We start from the raw sequence: 24190 nt of genomic DNA, 5'->3' as shown, positions 1-24190 counted from the left end.
AGTTTATTAGTTTTTAGTTTAATTAATACAAAAAACTATACTTGCCGCAATCAATCAATAAAAAGAGAATTCACAATTAAAAAATAATAAAAAGAGAATTCACAATTAAAAAATAATAAAAAGAGAATTCACAATTAAAAAATTAAAAACTTATCACAATTAAAAAATTAAAAACTTAAATAAATATTGGCTATAATAACTAAAATTGAAATAAAAAACTCAATAATAAATAATGGTAAAACAAACTTAAACCATGTACCATAACTTAATCTAGATATTCCTAATACTGCCATTATAACTCCGCTGGTAGGTGTTATTAAATTAACAAGTCCAGATGAAGTTTGCATGGCAATAACAACCGAAGATCTTGGAATTGATAAAAAATCAGCAAGTGGAGCCATTATTGGCATAGTTAGACTGGCATGACCTGATGAAGATGGAACAACAAATCCTATAAATATTTGAATAATTTCATTCAAAACAATAAAAAGGGGTCTTGGAAGATTATATAAAAAATTAGTAGCAGCATTTAACATAGTATCAGTAATCAACCCATCATCACATACTATCATAACACCTCTAGCAAGTCCAATAACAAGAGCGGCCGTTAGCAAACTTTCAGAGCCTTTCACAAACGCATCCCACATTTCAGCTTCACCCAATCTACAAATAAAGGCCGCTATAATCGCAACTCCAAGATACAACATTGTCATTTCTTGCATCCACCAACCAAGATTAACAATGCTAAAGATTAAAATCAATATCATAAATCCAAACAAAAGTAAAACTAATTTATGAGCAAAAGTAAAATCAAGAGTATTCTGAGCATTATCTCCAGTAGAAAGTCCGTCTTTTTTAACAAAATATTGATAATGTTCATTTTTCTGAGAATACACAAGCGATTTTGAGGGATCTTTTTTAATTTTAGACGCATAAACACAAACATAGATTATAGCAACTAATACTGATACAAAATAAAGAGCAATTCTAAAATAAAATCCATCCTGCAAGCTAATAGAAGCTATTGCAGATGCAATTCCTGTCGCAAATGGATTTACAGTAGAAGCCATCGTCCCCACCCCAGCTCCTAAAGCAATAATAGCCGCCCCAACAAGATTATCATAACCCAAAGCAACTATCAAGGGAATCATAACAAAATAAAAAGGAAGGGTCTCCTCACTCATCCCAGTTACAGTTCCACCAATTGAAAAAATAAACATTAACAAAGGAATAATCAATTTATCTTTGTGCCCTAACTTCTTAATTAAAAAATAAATTCCTGCATCTATTGCTCCAGTTTTCATAATAATTCCATAAGCACCTCCAACAATTAAAACAAAAACAATAACCTCGACCGCATGTTCCATACCCTTTGACATTGCAGTTAAAATAGTCATAATGGGATGTAAAAATCCCCTAGGAGCTCGATCTACATATTGATAAGTTCCAGCAACAATTATTTCCCTTTTAGACCCATCACCCATTTGCTTAAATTCTTTATCAAACTTACCAGCAGGAATCACATACGTTAAAATGGTAACAAATACAATTAAAGAAAATATTATTGTAAAACTACTTGGCATTCTGATCATAACATTCCTCCTAAATAATTTATAAATTTAATTTCATATAATCATATAAAAATACCGTTATCCTAAAGTTGATACCATAACAGCTTTAATGGTATGCACTCTATTTTCAGCCACATCAAAAACAACTGAGTTTTTACTTTCAAAAATTTCTTCTGTAACCTCAATTCCATCAAGCCCGTATTTATCAAAAATATCCTTACCAATCTCGGTATCTAAGTTATGAAAAGCGGGCAAGCAATGCATAAATATTGCATCATCTTTTGCCATGCTCATTATCTCTTTATTAACCTGATAAGGCTTTAAAAGATTTATTTTATCTTCCCAATTACTCTCCCCCATAGACACCCACACATCTGTATACACAACATCAACACATTTAACAGCTTCTTCTTTAGAATCTGTAATTGTAATTTTACCCCCACTCTCTAGGGCTAAAGACCTAGCCTTAATCGTCAAATCGGGGTCTGGGAAAAGCTCCTTGGGAGCAAAAATTCTAAAATCAAGCCCCATAATAGCACAGCCTTTTAATAAAGAATTAGCAACATTACACCTACCGTCGCCACAAAACACTATTTTAATCCCTTTTAAATTCCCCTTATGCTCTTTTATTGTCATTAAATCGGCTAGTATTTGGGTTGGATGAGAAATATCTGTCAATCCATTGTAAACAGGAACATTGGAATAATTTGCCAAACATTCAACGGTCTGCTGGGAAAATCCCCTAAACCCAATGGCATCATACATGCGCCCCAAAACTCTGGCGGTATCTATCATAGACTCTTTTAAGCCTATTTGATTGCCCTGAGATCCCAAATAAGTAATATTTGCTCCCTGATCGTAAGCTGCAATCTCAAAAGCACAACGAGTCCTTGTTGAATCTTTCTCGAAAATTATAACTATATTTTTACCTTTAAGTTTCTGCACTTCAATTCCTGCATATTTTGACTTTTTTAAATTAATCGATAAATCAAGTAAATATTCAATATCTTTGCTTGTAAAATCTAAAAGATTTAAAAAGCTCTTATTTCGTAGATTATACATCAATCACCAACCTTTGCAATCAAGTTTTCAAAAACTCATTTACTCATGCTTAAATTTAAATATCCTCTCTTACTAAAGGCATAGACATACATCTTGGCCCACCACGCCCCCTTGAAAGCTCGCTAGACGGAATTCTATGAACTTTAATACCATTTTCTTCAAACAACTTATTGGTTACATGATTTCTAGAATAAGTAATTACTTCTCCTGGAGCTATCGCCAAAATATTAGCACCATCATTCCATTGTTCTCTTGCACCATGTATTAAGTCTCCACCTGCACATTTTATTATGTCAATCTTCCTGCCTAGATAAAAACTCAAAACGTCTTTGAGCTTGGCTTTTTCTTCTTTAATATTAATTTTATTAGAATTTGAATTATAAGTTAAAACATAAATTGAGAAATACATATCATCACTTGTAAAACTTGTAAAAACACTATAATCAATTTGAGTAAAAACTGTGTCTAAGTGCATATAAGCTCTATTTTTTGGAATTTTAAAAGCCAAAATTGTGTTAAATGAGGCCTTATTTTCAAAAAGACTGGCAGCTAGTTTTTCTACAGATTCTGCTTCTGTTCTTTCCGAAATTCCAACAACCAAAAGATCTTTATTTAAAACAAACTCATCACCACCTTCCAAAGAAGTTTCTTCCCATCTATTAAACCAAATTGGAACATTTTCTTTGTAAATGGAATGGTATTTAAAAATATACTCTGCAAATATTGTCTCTCTGCATCTAACCTTGGTATACATTTTATTTATTGTAATTCCATTGCCAATACTAGCAAAAGGATCTCTGGTAAATAAAACATTGGGCATAGGATCAATAATAAAAAGACTTGAGCCATTAACCAAATCATCAAGAGAAGATGAAAAATCCTTGAGCTCTTCTCTTACAACACCTGAAATCATTTTAGAAACCATATTATCAACAGTTAAATTAGAAAAATAATCTTTTAAAATATTAATTGTGTCATCGGTTTTTATTTCTGCTTCCAGAATAAATTGAGATATAAATTTATCTTTGAGCGCTACAGAAGAATTAAGAACCTCGCTAACAAGATCCTCAACATACTCAATTTCAACTGAATTATCTTTTAAAATATCTACAAAAACTTCATGCTCTTGTCTTGCAACTTTAAGATAAGGAATATCATCAAATAAAAAATTTTTCATAATCAAGGGTGTCAAATTTTCCAATTCTTCTCCTGGCCTATGAAGCAAAACTTTTTTCAAACGACCTATTTCCGAAAATATATTTATTGGATTTAAATATTCTTCTTCCATCGATTTCCCCCTTTATGAAAATTGTCATATATTAAAATACTATAGTTTATATTAAAAAATATCAACTATTTTTAAAAAAAATTAAAATACTATGATTTATATTAAAAAAATCAATTATTTTTAATAATGTTAAAAATATTATATAAATGTAAAAAAAATTGCAAAAACAAAAAAATAAGTTCTAAAAACTTTGCATCAAAAACATTAATAAAAAATTATGCTAAAATACTACTCATGAAGAAAATTAATAGATTAATATTATTGATATTAACTACACACACTTTATTATTCTCTTGTGCCTTAATTGCAGATAATAAGTCAAAAAATTTAAGCGCATCAGAAATCATATTAACACAAAAAACACCACTAGAAAGCTCTTTAATACAAAATCCTTCTAATGTAGAATATCGAATACCAATATCCAGTGTCCAAGAAATTTTAAACAACAACGATAATTCTTTTTTAATAAAACAAACAGCAGCAAAAATCAAAATAAGCCCGCAAAAACTTGAAGAAATAAAAAACTATCTAAATGCTTATAAAAACTATCTAAATAGTGAAACCGAATGGATAAAGTTTATAGATCAAAGCAGCGTCAATGGAAATCTAACAATTAAGATTGATACTGCTTTTGAAAAAAAAACAAATTTTACTCATACAAATTCAGATAATAAAAATTTAACAGAACTAATAGAATTGCAAATGCATCTAGAAAAAGAAATTTTAAACTTAATTGAGCAAACATTTCATGATAAAAATTTGGGATATATACAATTAAGCCACATCAATTCATTCTTTCCTCAAGAAAATATAAACTCAATAACAAAAGAAATAATAGATGGAAAAGAATATATTGCACCGCACATAATAGCAAATCAATTATTAAAAATAAAAGATAAAAAATATTTTGAACAATTTATGCGCTTTTTAAAAGTTGAAAACAGTAAAATAAAAACAATAATTGAAAAACAAAAAATTTCAGATCTTCACAATGAACTGTATTATTCAAAGCAATCGCCCAGAAGAAGTAAAAGATCAACTGCTGACTCCGATAATAACAATAAATACGATATAATACCAAAAATAATAGACCCAAATACAGGCATTGAAATAACTCCTAAAAATTTAAGATCTATTTTATCAAATGGCGACATAATATTAATAAAGCCTAAAATAGATTGGACAGAGTTTTTTTATTTTTGGCAACATGTGGGAATATTTGATGAAGAAAAATATGAGGCTACTAAAAAAATTGCATTCAATGGAATTGATAGCTTTGATATAAAATCAATAATTACAAGCAATCAAATCAAATTCGATACAGCATCTACTCAGGGTTCAGGATACGAAAAGCTTTCAACATATGTACAATCAAGAATATTAAAAATATTCTCACCAATAACAGACACAAGAACAATTCAAAAAGCTATTAATTTCGGAAGAAGTAGATATATTGACAATAACTTTGGATATATGGTTCCCTTAATATCTTCTAATTTATGGACAGATTCATTTAATCTTGAAGAAATTCACAACAAAACCTATTGTTCTTTAGTGGTTGACAGAATATATAAAATAGCAGGACTTAATGTATCAAGAAATTACGAAATTTCGGGAATAATTACTCCTGGAGAAATAAATGCAGCGGCTTACAATTTTTACATGTCTTATACGATTACAGGAATACTTCCAAGCGTGCTTCCAAAAAGGCTTATTAAACCGACCTTAAAAGAAAAATTCATTGGCTACAATAAAGAAATTGTAGATGCAATAGAATTAAAAAAATCGAAAGAAAAAATTTTTGGAAGAGCTTGCAATATTACAAATCTCTGGTGCTCAGGAAATTAATACTATATATGAACAAATATTATGCCTGTATTTTGATTAATAGTAATGAAAAAATTATTTTCAAATCCTGGGAAGAATGCAAAACTACCATTAAAGGAAAAAACAATAAAATAAAAAGTTTCAAAACAATAGAACAAGCTCAAAATTGGCTATTTAATAATGAGAACAAAATTCATCATCACCCAATTGGAATATATTTTGATTCTGGAACAGGAAGAGGAAAGGGCGTAGAAATTAGAGTTGTAAACGAAAAAAGAATTTCAATATTGGACAAAATCTTAGATAAATCCCTAATTAATGAATATGGAAATTATTATGTCAAAAATTTTCAAGGGATTAGCAATAATTTTGGAGAACTGCTTGCCCTATATACAGCTCTCAAAATATCATTAAAAGAAAATATAACAAACATATTTGGCGACAGTAAATTAATAATTGACTATTGGTCAAAAGGAATCTATAATAGCAAAAATTTAACGCAAATTACTATTAATTTAATCAAAAAGACAACTGAATTAAGGAAAAAATTTGAAGAACAAGGTGGAAAAATTTCTTTTATACCAGGAAATGAAAATATTGCAGATCTTGGTTTTCATAAAACTAAGTAGAAATATTGTCAAAAAATACATAAAAACAATATTTCTGATTTCAATGGTTTATTTTTATTGTTGTACAACAATAAAAATAAACCATGATTATGAAACTGATTTTAAAGTTTTAGAATCTCCCTCTAAATACATTAGCATAGACGTAATTAAAGCTACAAATGAATATATTTATATTCAAATTACAAACAATAGCTTAGACATAGTAAAAATAAATTGGAAAAACACTAGCCTTAACAACGATAAGATCGTCTTAAAAAAAGAAGATCTTGCAATAAACAATGAAACAAAGTATACAAATAAATATAGAGAGTTTTTTATTGGCCCTAAAACTTCATTTAAATTTAAAGTATATCCGCTAAAAATTCATTATAAAAACAAAAATAATAGCAATAACTTAAGCTCAACTATTAAATATCCGTCTATTTTTAAGCTCAACATAACAAAAGTAGGAATTGAAGCAAAAAAAACAATAAATGTTTTAATAACAAGAACTACAAAAATTAATATTACTAATAAATGAAAATCATTATTATTTTTTTGTTTTTCTATTAATAATAAGCTCGTAGTTTGTATCTTTGTTGTTTTCAAATGACGCTTTTATAGGAGCAAAAAAGTTCCAAGAAATATAAATTGTAAAATTATTTCTCCAAATAGGAGAATAAATCCCATCAGATCCCCTTAATAAATCTGGTTCTAAATTATATTCTCCAACAAATTTCCAATCATAAAAATTGAATTTAAAGCCTGATGAAAATTTTTTAATTTTAAAAAGTGAATCTTTTCTGTCTTGAGAATTAAAGAAATTGAAAGATTTTGATAAATCAACAAAGACATTAACAGGCTCAAGGCCAATTTGATCCATATACCCTTTAAAATATTTAAAAGTCTTAGTATTAATAGATAAAGTGGAAAAATAAATTTCTAAAAATTCTGTATATTTAAACTTCAAAGTCAGTGCAGATCGAAGTTCATTATCAGTAAATTTCTGCAAATTTATTTTCCAGCCAACATCTACTCCTAAGGTAAAAGAAAGCTTATTGTCAAAAAAAGTTAAAACGTACAACTCCTTCTTGTAACTAAAATCTAAAGAATATGGAACAAGTTTGGTTGTAGTACCAATCTTAGAAAAATCTCCTTTTAAAGGATCATAATTATATTCAAAGTCGTCTTTCATAGCAAACAAAAATTGAAAATCAAAAACATTAAGCTTAAAAGAAAGCTCGGAAACTCTATTTATCAAAGGATCATAAGCAGCTAAAAAACTAAATTTAAAATAATCCAAATATCTCGGCTCAATTTTATAATACAAAGCAGGAGACATTTCCAAATTTTTATAAGGCGATGCTGGTTTTTGGGGCTCCAAAGGATTTTGAACAGAAGAAATTCCAGGATTTTTCATAGCATTTTCTTTAAACTTTTTATAATATTTAATTCCAATCCCAGCTTCTTGTAATAAATAGGGAAAATCTAAAGAAAGTTTAAGCTCGGAAGAAGCCTTAATATCTTCAAAACTATTTTTTAATTCGCCTGAAAGCTCGGTAGTAAAATAATCATAATCATAAATTAAAGAAGCTGTTAAACTTTGATAAAAAGTTTCTGGATCAGATAAAAAAATACTACTATTCTTATTGACCAAAGATTTTGCATTAGAATCATATTTTTTATTAAATGAATATAAAGTAGCCTTATTTTCAAAATTTAAAGTACTTCTAGAAAATAAAGGATATCTAATAAAAGGAAGCAAGTTTAAATTTATTTGATTAATAATAGAGTGCTCACTTTTTTTATCTTTATCCTCAACCTTAAAATCTTTGTTTAAAGGATTATACTCAATAGTATTAAGATATAATAAATTTTCAAAAGTAATTAAACGATTATAGAAATCAGCATGAATTTTTATATCTGTTTTATTTTTTATATCAAATAAATAATTTTTTATTTGATAATTAAAGTCTTTTGGACTTGTTATGCCATAATTATCAAAAAAAACATTATTTCTTAAATAAGGATTAATGCCAAACCTAATAAAAAAAGAATCGGATTGATCAATATTTTTTAAAGTAATTGGTTCTGGAGGAATATACAAATCCTTGGTTAATTTTGTTGTTTTTTTAGTATTTTTTTCCTTCACGCTCTTTTTATCATTATCTTTATCTTCTAGATTTTTAATTTCGGGGCGCATTATCATTTCTTTAGTATCAGTTGAAAAAGTCCACTGATTATTGTAAAGATCTTTTTGAAAATTTAAATCAATATATGGAGCATAAATTCTCTCCAAATAAAACCATTTTCTTGTAGGATCATTAGTCTCTTTTGGCTTTTCCAAAGGAGATTTAACATAAAGATTTTCATAGCCTGACAATTTAAAATTTAAGCCCAAATTATTTAATTTATAATCTAAAATTGAACCGTCATTAAATGTTCGCTTATAAAAAGAAGACAAATTCCAATCAAAAGTGCTAATGCTGGTTTGCTCTTTAACTGAATCTTTATCTAAATTTAAAAGAGAAAAAAATGTAGCACTTTCTATCCTATCTCTAAAATCAACATTAACATACGGGTCAGAATAGTGCTCTAAAACAACCGAAAAAAGTGCATCACTTAAAAGAAATTCTGTTTTAAATTTAAGCAAATATCTAAAAGGAACTTCAAACCCAAATACATCTCCTTTGTTAAGATTGGAAAAACTAAAAAGAGATTGTTTTAAGGCCCTATTATCAAAAGGATAATATCCTCCATCGTAACTATACACATTCCTAGTAAAACCTAATCCAAAATTTCCTTCCAAAGTTTTAAAATGCCCCAAAGTATTATTTAAATTAAAATCAATTCCAGAATAAAATCCCAGATTAGCATAAATGTCAAAAATCAACTTAACATAATCTTTACTAACACTGGGTGCTAAATTTTCTGCAAAAAAATAAGTTAAATATCCATTTCTTATATAAGGTTGTTTACCTGAATTATAAACAGAATTGAAATCAAAATCCAAAAAAGAAGAATCTTCATTTGAGGATTTATTACCAAAAAGATAAATAGTATTAAAAACAGAAAGACCTTTTCGTGGATTTAGACCTAAAGATGGATTAAAAAATAAACTATCTCCCGGTCTGAAAAAAAAAGGAATATAAAATACCGGAACTCTTCCCATGTAAAATATGGCATTTAAAAACCCAAAATCTCCTGAGGGCAATACCCATATTTTAGAAGCCTTAATTGAATAGTAAGGTTCTGGAATTTTACTAGTTGTTGCAAAAGCTTGTTCCAAAATGGTAACATCGTTGTCTATCTTTTTTAAAACTTTTCCTCCAAAAGAAAGAATATGGTCTATTTGATTTTTTTGCATTTTTTTTTGAAGAATGCCATCTTTTAATAAAAAATTTTGAGAATCAAAATCGACAAAAAATTCATTACCATAAAAATAAAGCTTTTCATTGGTATCCATGTCAAGAATATATTCAACATTTCCAATAGAATAAAGTTTTTTAGAGCTCTTATTAAGGACTATTCTGTCACCTTTAATATTGTGCTTTTTATTTTCTTTAATATCTTCAACCAAGATATTAACTCTTCCTTCAAAAATAATACTTTCATCCTTAGTAAGTCCATAAGTGAAATTTTCAAGATTATCTGTAGTTTCAATTATTATTTTATATCTACCAGATCCGGCAAGTCCTTTTCCTTTAACAAAAAGCTCAGGGTCTATTCCAAACTTTTTTAAAAGCAATTCTCGTATCTTTGAAACATCTATTTCTTTTAGGCCCTCTTTTAAGGCCCATTTTTTTAAATCCTCATCGGTTGAAAGTTCAAGTTCTCTTAAATAAGATTTTTGACTTAGGGTTAGCTTATCCCTTTTTTTAGAATTATCATCATTTACAGTCTGAGCAAAAATTGCATTAGAAAATGTTAAAAAAATTAAAAATACTATAAAATATTTTTTAAAAACATTCCTGTATAGGAATTCTCGCATTTTGCAACCTCTTCGGGGACACCGGAAACAACGATATTACCCCCTGCCAACCCACCATCGGGACCCAAATCTATTATATAATCTGCCTGCTTAATTACATCTAAATTATGCTCTATGAGTACAACTGTATTACCATTGGAAACTAGCCGCTGTAAAACCTCTAACAACTTCTTTATGTCATCAAAATGCAGTCCGGTTGTTGGTTCATCAATAATATAAAAGGTTTTACCCGTACTTTTTTTACTTAACTCAAAAGCTAACTTAATACGTTGTGCTTCCCCTCCTGATAAAGTTGTTGCAGATTGTCCTAATTTAATGTATTCAAGCCCAACTTCAATTAAAAATTTTAAATAATGACTAATTTTGGGGACATTTTCAAAAAATTTACTCGCTTCAAACACGCTCATCTCTAAAACATCGTGTATATTTTTTCCTTTGTATCTAACTTCTAAAGTTTCTTCATTGAATTTTTTACCCTTGCACAAATCACAAGGAACAAAAACATCTGGTAAAAAATGCATTTGAATATTAAGATACCCATCTCCTTGACATTTCTCACATCTTCCACCTTTAACATTAAAAGAAAATCTACCAGCTTTAAAACCTCTTGACTTTGCATCTGGAAGTTTAGCAAAAAGCTCCCTAATTTCTGTAAAAAATCCAACATAAGTCGCTGGGTTTGATCTTGAAGTTCTTCCTATTGGTTTTTGATTTATTTGAATAATTTTATCGATTTTTTCGTACCCAAAAATATCTTTAAAACCATCACAATACTTTTCATTAAGCTTTAATCTACTATCAAGAGCTGGATATAACACTTCGTTGAGTAAAGTACTTTTTCCACTACCAGAAACACCTGTTATTACGGTAAAAACTCCCAAAGGGATACTTACATCTATATTTTTAAGATTATTTTTGTTAGAACCTAAAAGTAAAATTTCTCCCTTATCTGCCTTTCTTCTAGAGCTTGGAACATCTATTTTAAACTTGCCACTAAGATATTGACCGGTTAAGCTATTTTTGCTATTTAAAATATCAATTAAAGCTCCCTTTGCAACTATTTCCCCTCCAAGAATGCCAGCACCGGGCCCCATATCGATAATATAGTCTGCAGTACGCAAAGTTTGCTCATCATGCTCAACAACAATTACAGTATTGCCAAGATTTTTAAGATTAACAAGAGTAGAGATTAATTTTTCATTATCTCTTTGATGAAGACCAATACTTGGCTCATCAAGAACATAAATAACACCCGAAAGTGCTGATCCTATTTGAGTAGCAAGCCTAATACGCTGTGCCTCACCACCAGATAAGCTGCCTGATATTCTATTTAAATATAAATAAGAAAGACCAACATCAATTAAAAATTTAAGCCTACTTTTAATTTCTTTTAAAATTTCTTTAGATATTTTTTCATCCACCACATCAAGCTGCAAGTTTTCAAAAAATATATAAGAATCAAATACGGACAAATTAGTAAGATCTTGAATGTCTTTTCCATTGATTTTAACAGTTAAAGCTCCAACGCTTAAGCGTTTTCCTTTACATGAATTACATATTTTTTTAGACATCAAATTTTCATAAAAAATTTTAGTACTCTCTGATTCTGTTGTAAGATATCGCCTTTTTAAAAGAGGCAAAAGTCCTTCAAATGTTTTAGAATAATGAAATCCTCCATCTAGCTCCTTTGCTTCCATTTCTTTGGACTGGTAAATAAAATCTATTTTTTCATTTGAGCCGTATAAAATCTGTTTAAGAACTTTGTCTGGAATGTCTTTTATAGGAGTATTTAAGTCAAAATTATAATGCTTGGCAAGTCCTTTAAAAATAGCTACAGACCAAGACGAACTTGTCTTAAACGTAAGAAAAGCATCATCATTAAAAGAAAGATTAGTATCAGGACAAATGCTCTCAAAATCAAACTCAAGCGTAACGCCAAGACCAGAACACTCACTACAAGCACCAAATGGACTATTAAATGAAAAAAGTCTTGGTTCTATAAGAGGGAGTGAAAATCCACACAAAGGACAACTATTGTGCTCTGTAAATAGTTTATCTATTTTTTCCAAATCATTATCAATTTCTACTCTTAAATATCCATTAGAAACAGCAAGAGAGGTCTCAATAGATTCTGCAAGTCTAACTCTAACATTATTACTCAGCCTAATCCTATCAACTATAATTTCAATGGTATGTTTTTTATTTTTATGTAAATTTAAATTAAGTGCATCTTCTATTAAATAATCTTCGGAATTTATTCTAACTCTATTAAAACCTTGATTTAATATTTTTTCTAAAACTTTTTTATGAACGCCTTTAGAGCCCCTTACAACTGGTGCAAAAAGTACAACCTTAGATCCCTCGGAATAACTTAAAATAGTATTAACTATTTTATCTAAAGATTGCTCTTCTATTAATCTACCATCATTTGGACAATACGCTTTACCTATTTTCGCAAATATTAGCCTATAATAATCATAAATCTCAGTAATTGTTCCAACAGTAGAACGGGGATTATTGCTTATTGTTCTCTGCTCAATAGCTATAGAAGGAGAAAGTCCATCTATATAATCAACATTGGGTTTTTTCATCACACCCAAAAACTGCCTTGCATAAGCTGAAACAGACTCCATATACCTTCTTTGTCCTTCTGCAAAAATAGTATCAAAAGCCAAAGAGGACTTACCAGAGCCACTCTTGCCAGATATTACAATTAAACCATCTTTTGGAATATCTACATCAATATTTTTTAAATTATGCTCTTTTGCTCCTCTAACAATAATTTTTTTTTTCAAACTTTTTTCCAAAAATTACACCTCTACTTTTTTATTATTACGAGCTACATTAATTTTGCTACCAAGCTCTTTTATTTTATCTCTTAAAACAATTGCATCTTCAAATCTCTCATCATTAACAGCCTCTTCTAGCTCAAATTTAAGCTTATCAATAAGCTTTTTTTTAGACAATCTCTTGTCTGAAATAATTTTTTCAAAATCATAGCCAGCATTTTTATTTTTATTATTAAGTTCTTTTTCTAAAATATTTTGAATCTTTTTAACAATTGTCTTGGGAGTAATATTATTTTTTTTATTATAATCAATCTGAATTTGACGCCTTCTATTAGTTTCCTCAATTGCCTCTTGCATAGCTACACTAATTTTGTCGTAATACATTATTACAAGTCCATTAGAATTTCTAGCAGCCCTACCAATTGTTTGTATTAATGAAGTAGTAGATCTTAAAAACCCCACTTTATCAGCATCTAATATTGCAACAAGAGATACTTCTGGAATATCCAAGCCCTCTCTAAGCAAGTTAATGCCAACAATAACATCAATTTCAGATTTTCTAAGAAGCGAAATAACTTCCACTCTCTCAAGAGTGTCAAGCTCTGAATGCAAATATTTTGCCTTTACACCAAGACTTACTAAATATTCAGTCAAATCTTCAGACATTTTTTTTGTCAAAGTAGTAATTAAAACCCGTTCCTTAAGGGCTACTCTTTTTTGAATTTCACTGTAAAGATCTTCCATTTGCCCATCAGAGTGCCTAGTGATAATTTCAGGATCAACAAGGCCTGTAGGGCGAATTATTTGATCAACAACCACACTACTTTTCTCATTCTCTTCAACACCCGGGGTTGCAGATACAAACACAACCTGATTAATTAATGCATCAAATTCATCATATTTAAGGGGTCTGTTTTCAAGCGCTGCGGGCAGTCTAAACCCAAAATTAACAAGATTCAATTTTCTAGAATGATCTCCATTATACATTCCCCTAAATTGGGGCAATGTAACATGAGATTCATCTACAAATAATAGATAATCTTTCGGGAAAAAATCAAAAAGACAATAAGGTCTTTCCATTGTACTTCCACTCAAATATTTAGAATAATTTTCAATGCCCGAACAAAACCCTGTTTCTCTAAGCATTTCCAAATCATACTCTACTCTTTGCTTGAGTCTCTCGGCTTCTACAAGTTTGCCGTTATCTTTAAAATATTGACATTGAAGACTTAAATCATGAGATATTTTAGGTATAGCTTCTAATACGTTTTTATAAGGAATGACAAAATAAGATTTAGCAAAAAGAGTAAAGCTATTTGTAGCTCCTAAATTCTTCTTAGAAAATGAACTAACCCTATATATTTCAACAATCTCATCAAAATCTAAACAAATTCGATAAGCAAACTCTCCATGCTCACTGCTAGGCCAAATTTCAACAATATCTCCCTTGATCGAAAATTTATCTCTTTCTAGAGTCATTAAAGTTCTCTCATAATAAAGCTCTACAAAAATATCTGAAATTTCTTTAATAGAAATCTTTTGACCTACAAAAAATTCTCGTGCTGATTTTTTAAAAAAATCTGGAGATCCAAGAGCATAAATTGAAGATACAGTTGCAACAACAATTACATCTCGTCTTTTAGCAAGAGACGTTACCGTTCTTATCCGCTTAATTTCTATCTCAGTATTAATAGTGGCTTCTTTTTCGATAAATAAATCTTTTGAAGGCACATAAGACTCCGGCTGATAATAGTCATAATAAGAAACAAAATATTCAACAGCATTATTTGGGAAAAAATCCTTAAACTCTCTATAAAGTTGTGCTGCCAATGTTTTGTTGTGACTGACAACTAAGGCGGGTCTGTTTAGATCTTTGATTATATTTGCAATTGTAAAAGTCTTTCCACTGCCTGTAACACCCTTTAAAGTTTGATACTTATTCCCCAGCAAAATAGAATTTTCAATCTCTTTTATTGCTTTAGGCTGATCACCAGCAGGAAGATATTCTGACTTCAAAAAAAAATCTAGCATTAATTTAACGACCAAAATTTAATACACATTCTTATAAATTATATGATAATAAATTCTATATCAAGTATATAATTCATTATAAATCAATATAATTTAATTAATCTTTGTTTAATAAAATAAAATATAAAAGGAAATATTGATGCAAAAAATCGAAGCTCAAAGAAAATTAAAAAATTACATTCTTCTTGAAGAAGATATGTATTTCAAAGAAGAAGCAATAAAAATTCAAAAAACAAATAATTCAACAGAAATTCTAAATAGATTTTACAAAGATCTAGAATTTGGCACTGCTGGAATAAGGGGAATCATTGGAGCTGGAACATGCTACATGAACACACATAACGTAAAAAAAATAAGCCAAGGAATATGCAATTATGTACTTAAAATAAATAAAAACCCCAAAGTTGCAATAAGCTATGATTCAAGATATTTTTCAAAAGAATTCGCTTATAATGCTGCTCAAATTTTTGCCTCAAATAATTTTGCAACATATATATATAAAAGCTTAAGACCCTCCCCCCAACTATCTTATACAATAAGAAAATTTGATTGTGATGTTGGTGTTATGATAACAGCAAGTCATAATTCAAGAGAATATAATGGATATAAAGCATATTGGAAAGGTGGAATTCAAATAATACCACCTCATGACAAACTAATAACTAATGAAATTAAAAATATAAAAAATATAACAAATACAATTACCATAAAAGAAGGCATTGAAAAAGGGATCATCAAAGAACTTGACAATGAGATAGACGACGAGTATGTGAAAACAATAAACAAAGAATTCCCTAATTTTGAAAAAGACAGCGAAGAAACAAACTTAAAAATAGCCTACACGGCATTACATGGTACCGGCGGGACCATAATAAAAAAACTATTTGCAAATAGTAAAATACAGCTTTTTTTAGAAAAAAGCGAAATACTACCAAACCCTGAATTTCCAACAATAAATTATCCTAATCCGGAAAAAAAAACATCAATGTTTAAAGTAATAGAGCTTGCAAAAAAAGAAGATTGTGACATTGCCCTTGCAACAGATCCAGATGCTGACAGAATAGGAATTGCATTTAAAGATCAAAACGAATGGATATTCTTAAACGGAAATCAAATATCATGCATTTTAATGCACTATATACTCTCAAAAGAAATAAATCCTAAAAATACCTTTGTAATATCATCATTTGTAACAACACCAATGCTAGAAAAAATTGCAAAAAAATATGATTCTCAAATTTTTAGAACTTACACAGGATTTAAATGGATAGGAAACTTAATTAATGAAATGGAAAAAAATGAACCAAATAAAAAATTTGCCTTTGCATGCGAAGAAAGTCATGGATATCTAATAGGAAGAGAGGTTAGAGATAAAGATGCATTTTCAGCCATAAAAGGAATTTGCTCTTTAGTGCTTGAATTAAAAGGCAAACAACAAACAATTAAAGATTATCTTGAAAAGATATACAAAGAATTTGGATACTATGAAGAATTTAATATAGAAAAAAACTTTGAAGGGGTCAATGGGGAAATTCAAAGAGAAAAGTTAATGCTAAAACTAAGAAAAGAACAAAAAGTACAATTTGCGGGAATTAAAATAATTGAAAAATTAGACTATCAAACTCTTAAAAAGATTAATTTTAAAAATGAAATTTCAGAAATTAAAGAATATAAACATCCTATAAACGCAATAAAATTTATACTTGAAAACGAAATTATAATAATTGTAAGACCCTCTGGAACAGAGCCAAAAATTAAATTTTACATATCTGTAAAACTAGAGTATAAGGAAAAACATAAAATATTTGGTATAATAAATGCAATAAAGATGGAGATAAACAAATATTAACATAACAGAAAATTTAATAAATTTGGTAGAAATAGACTCAAAAGAAATTGCAAGAAAAAATAAAAATAAAGAAGTTTCAATTTGGCACTTATTAATGTCTATAATTACTACTCCCAAAAAATCTGAAATAAAATTTATAGATATCAAAACTCTAAAAAACATTAAACAAGAAGCTATATGTGAAATAGACAAACTAGAGAAAATTTTAATAGAAAAAAACGAGATAATTATTCCAAAAATCAATAAAGAAATCTTTACTCTCATAAAAAAAGCTAAAAAGGAGTTTAAATCTAAACCTTTAATAGGGGTAAAAGAAATTTTTTATCAAATATTAAAAAATAAAAAACTTCTCAAAAAGCACAAACTAAGTAAATCTAGATTCAACTTTAAAGATCAAAATATATTAGAATACATGGAAAAAAATAAAATAAGATTAATTGAAACCTACAAAGAATTTGACGAAGAAATACGACTTGAAAATGAACACTTTGAAATTGAAAAGTATGTCAAAAATTTAACAGCACTTGCAAAAGACAAAAAATTAGACCCTTTGATTGGAAGAGAAGCAGAGATCAAAACTCTTGCAAATATACTCTTGAGAAGAAACAAAAACAGTGCAATGCTACTAGGCGAACCTGGGGTGGGGAAAACAGCAATAGTTGAAGGCCTTGCATCAAGGATAGTACAAAAAAAAATAAGTAGCAAACTACAAGACAAAACAATTTTAATGCTTAAGGTTTCAAACTTGGTATCGGGAACAAAATATAGAGGCGAGTTTGAAGACCGTTTAAATAATATAATTAAGTATATCGAAAAAAATAAAAACACAATCATATTTATTGACGAAATACACACCCTAATAGGGGCTGGAAACTCTGAGGGAGCTCTTGATGCATCAAACATACTAAAACCATCACTTTCTAGAGCGGAAATACAAATTATTGGAGCAACCACCTACAATGAATATAGAAAATATATTTTAAAAGATAAAGCATTCGCAAGAAGATTCCAAATAATTACTGTAAGAGAGCCTGATGAAAAAGATACACTAAAAATAATCGAAAATATTGCAAAAAATTTTGAAGACTATCATGGGGTAATCTATGAAAAAAGTGCGCTTTTAAATATAGTAAAACTTTCATCCAAATATCTAATAAATAAAAGATTCCCAGATAAAGCAATAGATATAATAGACATCGCCGGCGCAATTAAAAAGGAAGAGCTTGCAAAAGACAATATCATAACATCAGAGGATATACAAAAAGCAATAAATGAAATATTATCTATTAAAACGGCAAATAACACTAAAGAAGAAATTTTAGAATTAAAAGAAGTAGAAAGCGAAATAAATAAAAAAGTAATCGGACAAAAACATGCAGTAAACGAACTTATTAAAGAAATTATTAAAATCAAACTTGGACTTAATGATGATTCTAAACCTTTAACCTCAATATTGTTAATAGGATCAAGTGGCTGTGGAAAAACTGCTTTGACTGATGAAATATCTAAAAAAATTATCAAGGATCAAAATTCAGTATTAAGACTAGATATGTCAGACTACAAAGAGGAAAACTCTATTTCAAAATTAATTGGCACAAATCCAGGATACGTAGGTTACTCTGATGGGGGCATTCTGACAAATAAATTAAAGCATTCATTTGAAACTTTAATATTGTTTGAAAACATTGAAAATGCCCACAACTCTATATTAAACCTAATAAGTCGAATGCTTGAAAATGGAGAACTTATTGATAGCAAAGAAGATAAAATATTATTTAAAAACACAATTATAATAATGACTACAAACATTGGATCTAGAATGCTTCTTGGAGAAAAAAATATTGGATTCAACAAAAATCAACAAAAAAGCTTAGAAACAAAAAACTTTAAAGAAGAAATAAAACAAGATCTTGAAAAAAGATTTAAGTTATTCCTTTTAGACAGAATTCAAAAAAAAATTATCCTAAATGTCCTTACAAAGGAGAATGTAGAAGAAATTTGCAAAAACTACTTAAACACACTTAAAACAAAATTTTACTCCAAAGGAATCGAAATAGAAATAAAAAAAGATGTTGACAAATTCATAACCACAAAATACTATAAAAAAAATTCAGGAGCAAGAAGCGTAATTGCTGCAATAAAGGAAAAAATAGAAGAAAATATTATCACCAAAATAGCTGAAAATCAAAACATAAATAAAATAATGATTTATTTAGAAAAAGAAAAAATAATAATAGAATAAAGAGGAATTATAATATGTTTAAAAAAGTAGAAAACAATGCAAATTTTCCCAAAATAGAAGAAAAAATATTAAAATTTTGGAATGAAAACAAAATTTTTGAAAAATCAATAAAACAAAGAGAAGGATGTGAAGAATTCACATTTTATGACGGACCGCCTTTTGCAACAGGACTTCCTCATTTTGGCCATTTTGTTCCAAACACAATAAAAGACATAATTCCAAGATATCAAACAATGCAAGGCAAATATGTTAAAAGAAATTTTGGATGGGATACTCATGGACTACCTGTTGAATACGAAGTAGAAAAAAAATTGGGAATTTCTGGAAAATACGAAATAGAAAATTATGGCATTGAAAATTTTAACAAAGAATGTAAAAAAATAGTACTCAGATATACAAAAGAATGGAAAAATATAATATTGAGACTTGGAAGATGGGTAGATTTTGAAAAAGGCTACAAAACTATGGATACAAGCTTCATGGAATCTGTGTGGTGGGTATTTAAAAATCTTTATAACAAAGGTTTAATCTACGAAAGTTACTATGTACTCCCCTATTCCCCAAAGCTTGCAACTCCACTTTCAAATTTCGAAGTGAATCTTGGAGAATACAAAGAAGTCAATGACCCATCATTAACAATAAAATTTAAAATCAAAGATAAAAACGAATACTTACTAGTATGGACAACCACCCCTTGGACATTGCCCTCAAACCTTGGAATTGCAGTAGGACAAGAGATAGAATATTCTAAAATTTTTGACAAAAAAAAAGAGGATATTTTAATACTTGGATCAAAAAGACTTAAGAGTTATTATGATGATGAAAATTCATATACTATTATAGAAAAATTCAAAGGAAGCAGGCTTGAAGGCATAGAATATGAACCTATTTTTAACTACTTTTTAGAACAAAAATATAAAGGGGCTTTCAAAGTACACACAGCCGATTATGTTACAACTGACGATGGAACAGGAATCGTTCATCTTGCTCCTTTTGGAGAAGAAGACTACAGAATACTTAAAAAACACACAAATGTCGATATAATAGACCCCTTAGATGCTGAATGTAAATTTACAAATCAGGTAAAAGATTTTAAAGGAGTTTTTGTAAAAGATGCTGATAAAAAAATAATAGAAAACCTGAAATTACGCAATTTTTTATTCAAAAGAGAAAATTATCTACACAGGTATCCATTTTGCTATAGAACAAACTGTCCAATTATTTATAGACCAATAAGCTCGTGGTTTGTAAATGTAGAAAAAATAAAAACCAAACTCTTAGAGGCAAATGAAAAAATTAATTGGATGCCAGCCCATTTAAAAAAAGGAAGATTTGGAAAATGGTTAGAAAATGCAAAAGATTGGGCAATAAGCAGAAACAGATTTTGGGGAAATCCAATTCCAATTTGGATATGCTCAAAAACAGGAAAAAAAATTTGCATTGGATCAAAAAAAGAGCTTGAAGACCTATCCGGTCAAAAAGTCGAAGATTTACACAAAGACCAAATAGATAAAATAACCTGGCCAAGCAAAGACGGTGGCACATTTATCAGAACAAGCGAAGTTCTTGATTGTTGGTTTGAATCTGGAGCAATGCCTTACGCAAGCAACCACTATCCATTCACAAATGAAAATAATTTTAAAAATATATTTCCTGCTGACTTTATTGCAGAGGGTCTAGATCAAACAAGGGGATGGTTTTATACTCTTACAATTCTGGGAACTGCTCTTTTTGAAAATACAGCATTCAAAAACGTCATTGTAAATGGACTTGTGCTTTCAAGCGACGGAAGAAAAATGTCAAAATCCTTTAAAAATTATACAGATCCAATGCAAGTAATAAACACCTTTGGAGCTGATGCTTTAAGACTCTATTTAATAATGAGCCCTGTAGTTAAAGCTGATGATTTAAAATATAGCGACAATGGAGTAAGAGACGTTCTTAAAAATATAATAATACCTATTTGGAACGCTTATTCATTTTTCACAACTTATGCAATAATTGATAAATTTAAACCTCCCAAAAGTCTCAATCTAGTTAAAAACAATACCCTTGACAAATGGATCATAAGCGAACTTGAAAGCCTAAAAAAAATACTAAATGCAGAAATAGATAAATACAATCTAACAAAGTCAATAGAATCTTTACTTGAATTTATAGATAAATTAAATAATTGGTACATAAGAAGATCAAGGCGAAGATTTTGGAAATCAGAAAACGATAAAGACAAAAATGATGCCTACGAAACATTATATTATACAATCAAAACTTTAATGATTTTACTTGCACCCTTTATTCCATTTATAACAGAAGAGATTTATCAAAATTTAAAAACCGATGAAGATAAACAATCAATACACCTTAACGATTATCCAAAAGCAAATGAAAATTTCATTAACAAAACAATTGAAGAGAAAATAAATCTTGCAAGAAAAATAACTTCAATGGCAAGATCACTCAGATCATCGCACAATATAAAAATACGAATGCCTATTAGTACGATATATATTGTCACAAAAAATCAAAATGAACAAAATATGCTAATAGAAATGCAAGAAATAATATTAGATGAAATAAATGCAAAAGAAATGAAAATAAAAGCTAACGAAGAGGAACTTATAACTTACAAAGCAAAAGCAAACTTTAAAGAACTTGGAAAAAAGCTTGGAAAAGATATGAAAGCGGTATCTGCTGAAATTAGCAAGCTAAAAAATGAAGACATAATAAAAATAATAAATGGAACATCATATGAAATAAAAATAACCAATGCAAAGCATTATTTGTCATTAAATGATATAATATTGGAAAGAGAAGAAAAAGAAAATTTAAAAGTAATAAATGAAGAATCCATTACAATAGGAATAGACTCACTAATCACTAAAGAGTTGTATTTGGAAGGGCTTACAAGAGAATTTGTAAGACAAATACAAAATTTAAGAAAAGAAAAAAAATTTGATGTTAGCGATAGAATAAATTTATATATAGAAAATAATGAAACTTTGCAAGAAATGCTAAATAAATTTGAAAAATACATTAAAACTGAAACTTTAGCCTTAAATATCATATTAAACAAAAGTAAGATAGAAAAAAAAATAAACCTTGCCGATGACATATTTACACTAATAGGAATTGAAAAATGTTGAAAACATTAACAAAAATAATTACCATTTCATGCCTCATGGTGGGATGCGCCAGTCTGCCTTACAATCCTCCAAAACAAAATCTAAATTCCTTAATGGAACTTTTACCTGACGCAAATTTATACGCCCATGTAAATTTAATTAAAAATAGGTCTATTTATAACTCCTTAAGTCCTAAATATAAATCCTTTCTCGGATTTATAAGCGATTTATATTTTAGCTATAAAAAAGAAAATAACGACTTCGCTCTATTAATAATGGGTAATTTCCCAAAAGATATTTTTTGGGGAATTCATAAAAATAGAAATACAGAATCAATAGGCAATATACTAACAAATCCAAAATGGAAACTTAAAAATTCAAATATATACATTATTCCAAACAAAGCTAGAACCAGCATTACAATAACCCAAAAAGACAAACCCGTAAAGGACAATAATATACTAACAAAAAAATATATTAGAGAAATAGAAAAAAATGAAATGTTTTTCTGGTTTCAAGATTCAGCATTATTGCTCCCAAATCAAATAGTAGGCAGCAAAAATTTAATCCCCTTTAGCAGTGGAACTTTGTCTATAAACAGCTTAAATCAAGACGAATATATTTTCAAATCCTTGATCAAAACAAATAACCCACCAATACTAAAAATATTGTCAAAAAAGCTAATTCCAACCGTATTAGCAAACATGACTAATCTCACAATATCAAGCCATATAAAAAGCACAATAAAAGACCAAAACACAGTAGAAATAGAATTTAATATTCAAAAATCTAGTTTTAAAAGCCTTATAGAAAGGCTGGCTTCGAGTATTTAAACCTAAAATTTTTATCACTCCCCTAAAATGAAGTATTGTCTTGCTTTTTGCAAGTAAAATAATGATACAAAGCTCCAATTTTACCAGATTCATTATTAAATTTAGTGGGCTCAAGTGTTATAAGATTTTTCATATTATTATTATTATCAAAAGCCATTTCTAAAGACCACAAATTTTCTAATTTTTCATATATTCTATCTATTAAATCAGGCCTTGCGCTTATTCCTCCTCCGATCAAAATTTTTTCAGGATTTAAAATAAAAGTTAAATTAAAAATACCAAATGATAAATTCTCAAAAAATCTATCAACTTCATTTTTGGCATGAATATTCCCATTCTCAGCTAGATCAAAAACAAATTCTCCTGAAATTTCTTTTAAAGGTTTCCCTAATCGCATGGCAACTCTTTTTCTTAAAGCCGAAACAGACGCAATGGATTCCCATCTACAATTAAAAGGAATATTATTGCTAATACCTCTAGTAATCATAAATCCAACCTCTCCGGACATAAAAGAACTTCCTCTTAAAAGCTTGCCATTTGCAAAAATTCCAGCACCAATTCCTGTACCAAGAGTCATGGCAATAAAATCATTAGAATCAATAGCATTGCCCTTAAATTTTTCTGCTAAGGCTACACAATTAGCATCATTTTCAATCTCTATACTTACTCCGGTTAAAGATTCTAATCGCTCTTTTAAAGGATAATTAACAAATCCAGAAATAGCATTTACCCTAAGAACATTTCCTTTAGGATCAACAAACCCAGGAATACAAATTGCAACTCCTGCTATATCACTTGATTCTTTGTAAGAATTAATAATATTAACTAAAATATTTACTTGTTCATCAGAAGTAGCGCCTGTGCTTATTTCATTTTTATCAAAAAAAACACCACTTGAATCTGAAAGCGAATATTTAGTATCAGTCCCTCCAATATCAATCGCTAAATAATGTTTCATATTTATCCTCAAAGCCTAA

14 protein-coding genes are annotated in these 24190 nt (G+C 28.7%); 7 read left to right on the top strand and 7 right to left on the bottom strand.

The window, feature by feature from the left end:
* Positions 1-167: 167 nt before the first annotated feature.
* From QIA00_RS04260 to arcA, 3 genes are read right to left on the bottom strand one after another with little or no spacing between them, the layout of a single operon-like run.
* The gene (locus QIA00_RS04260) at positions 168-1592 is read right to left on the bottom strand and encodes a YfcC family protein (RefSeq protein WP_316257642.1); all 1425 of its coding nucleotides are present in this window, start codon (positions 1590-1592) and stop codon (positions 168-170) included.
* A 57-nt stretch (positions 1593-1649) separates the two neighbouring features.
* On the bottom strand, positions 1650-2633 hold the full coding sequence (gene argF, locus QIA00_RS04255) for an ornithine carbamoyltransferase (protein WP_316257641.1): 984 nt from the start codon (positions 2631-2633) through the stop codon (positions 1650-1652).
* Between the two features lie 55 nt (positions 2634-2688).
* On the bottom strand, positions 2689-3921 hold the full coding sequence (arcA, locus tag QIA00_RS04250) for an arginine deiminase (protein ID WP_316257640.1): 1233 nt from the start codon (positions 3919-3921) through the stop codon (positions 2689-2691).
* Positions 3922-4155: 234 nt separating this feature from the next.
* Here arcA and QIA00_RS04245 point away from each other — a divergent pair, with 234 nt between their 5' ends.
* From QIA00_RS04245 to QIA00_RS04235, 3 genes are read left to right on the top strand one after another with little or no spacing between them, the layout of a single operon-like run.
* Complete coding sequence (locus QIA00_RS04245) at positions 4156-5769, top strand: hypothetical protein (protein WP_316257669.1); 1614 nt, start codon at positions 4156-4158, stop codon at positions 5767-5769.
* An 8-nt stretch (positions 5770-5777) separates the two neighbouring features.
* Entirely contained in the window at positions 5778-6377 is a 600-nt protein-coding gene (locus QIA00_RS04240) for a ribonuclease H1 domain-containing protein (protein WP_316257639.1), read from the top strand.
* Positions 6346-6897 carry a hypothetical protein gene (locus QIA00_RS04235; RefSeq protein ID WP_316257638.1) on the top strand — a complete coding sequence of 184 codons (552 nt, stop codon included), beginning with the start codon at positions 6346-6348 and terminating at the stop codon, positions 6895-6897. Before QIA00_RS04240 ends, QIA00_RS04235 begins: the two co-directional genes overlap by 32 nt.
* 9 nt (positions 6898-6906) lie before the next feature.
* Here QIA00_RS04235 and QIA00_RS04230 read toward each other — a convergent pair whose 3' ends face one another.
* From QIA00_RS04230 to uvrB, 3 genes are read right to left on the bottom strand one after another with little or no spacing between them, the layout of a single operon-like run.
* Positions 6907-10347 carry an LPS-assembly protein LptD gene (locus QIA00_RS04230; RefSeq protein ID WP_316257637.1) on the bottom strand — a complete coding sequence of 1147 codons (3441 nt, stop codon included), beginning with the start codon at positions 10345-10347 and terminating at the stop codon, positions 6907-6909.
* Positions 10302-13154: an excinuclease ABC subunit UvrA gene (gene uvrA / locus QIA00_RS04225; RefSeq protein WP_316257636.1), complete on the bottom strand. Its 2853-nt coding sequence runs from the start codon at positions 13152-13154 to the stop codon at positions 10302-10304. The genes QIA00_RS04230 and uvrA overlap by 46 nt, the downstream gene beginning before the upstream one ends.
* Positions 13155-13157: 3 nt before the next feature.
* On the bottom strand, positions 13158-15167 hold the full coding sequence (gene uvrB / locus QIA00_RS04220) for an excinuclease ABC subunit UvrB (RefSeq protein ID WP_316257635.1): 2010 nt from the start codon (positions 15165-15167) through the stop codon (positions 13158-13160).
* Between the two features lie 139 nt (positions 15168-15306).
* Here uvrB and QIA00_RS04215 point away from each other — a divergent pair, with 139 nt between their 5' ends.
* From QIA00_RS04215 to QIA00_RS04200, 4 genes are read left to right on the top strand one after another with little or no spacing between them, the layout of a single operon-like run.
* Entirely contained in the window at positions 15307-17016 is a 1710-nt protein-coding gene (locus QIA00_RS04215) for a phospho-sugar mutase (RefSeq protein WP_316257634.1), read from the top strand.
* Between the two features lie 22 nt (positions 17017-17038).
* Positions 17039-19258: an AAA family ATPase gene (locus tag QIA00_RS04210; RefSeq protein WP_316257633.1), complete on the top strand. Its 2220-nt coding sequence runs from the start codon at positions 17039-17041 to the stop codon at positions 19256-19258.
* Positions 19259-19272: 14 nt separating this feature from the next.
* Positions 19273-22401, top strand: coding sequence for an isoleucine--tRNA ligase (ileS, locus tag QIA00_RS04205; protein WP_316257632.1), 3129 nt, complete (start codon positions 19273-19275; stop codon positions 22399-22401).
* Entirely contained in the window at positions 22395-23213 is an 819-nt protein-coding gene (locus QIA00_RS04200) for a hypothetical protein (protein ID WP_316257631.1), read from the top strand. The genes ileS and QIA00_RS04200 overlap by 7 nt, the downstream gene beginning before the upstream one ends.
* A gap of 22 nt (positions 23214-23235) precedes the next feature.
* Here the strand turns inward: QIA00_RS04200 and QIA00_RS04195 are convergent, their stop codons facing one another.
* Positions 23236-24171, bottom strand: coding sequence for an ROK family protein (locus QIA00_RS04195; RefSeq protein ID WP_316257630.1), 936 nt, complete (start codon positions 24169-24171; stop codon positions 23236-23238).
* Between the last annotated feature and the right edge of the window lie 19 nt (positions 24172-24190).

The sequence above is a fragment of the Borreliella americana genome, assembly GCF_032595795.2.
GTDB classification, from domain to species: Bacteria; Spirochaetota; Spirochaetia; order Borreliales; family Borreliaceae; genus Borreliella; species Borreliella americana.
This window is presented reverse-complemented; position numbering and strand designations above follow the sequence as displayed.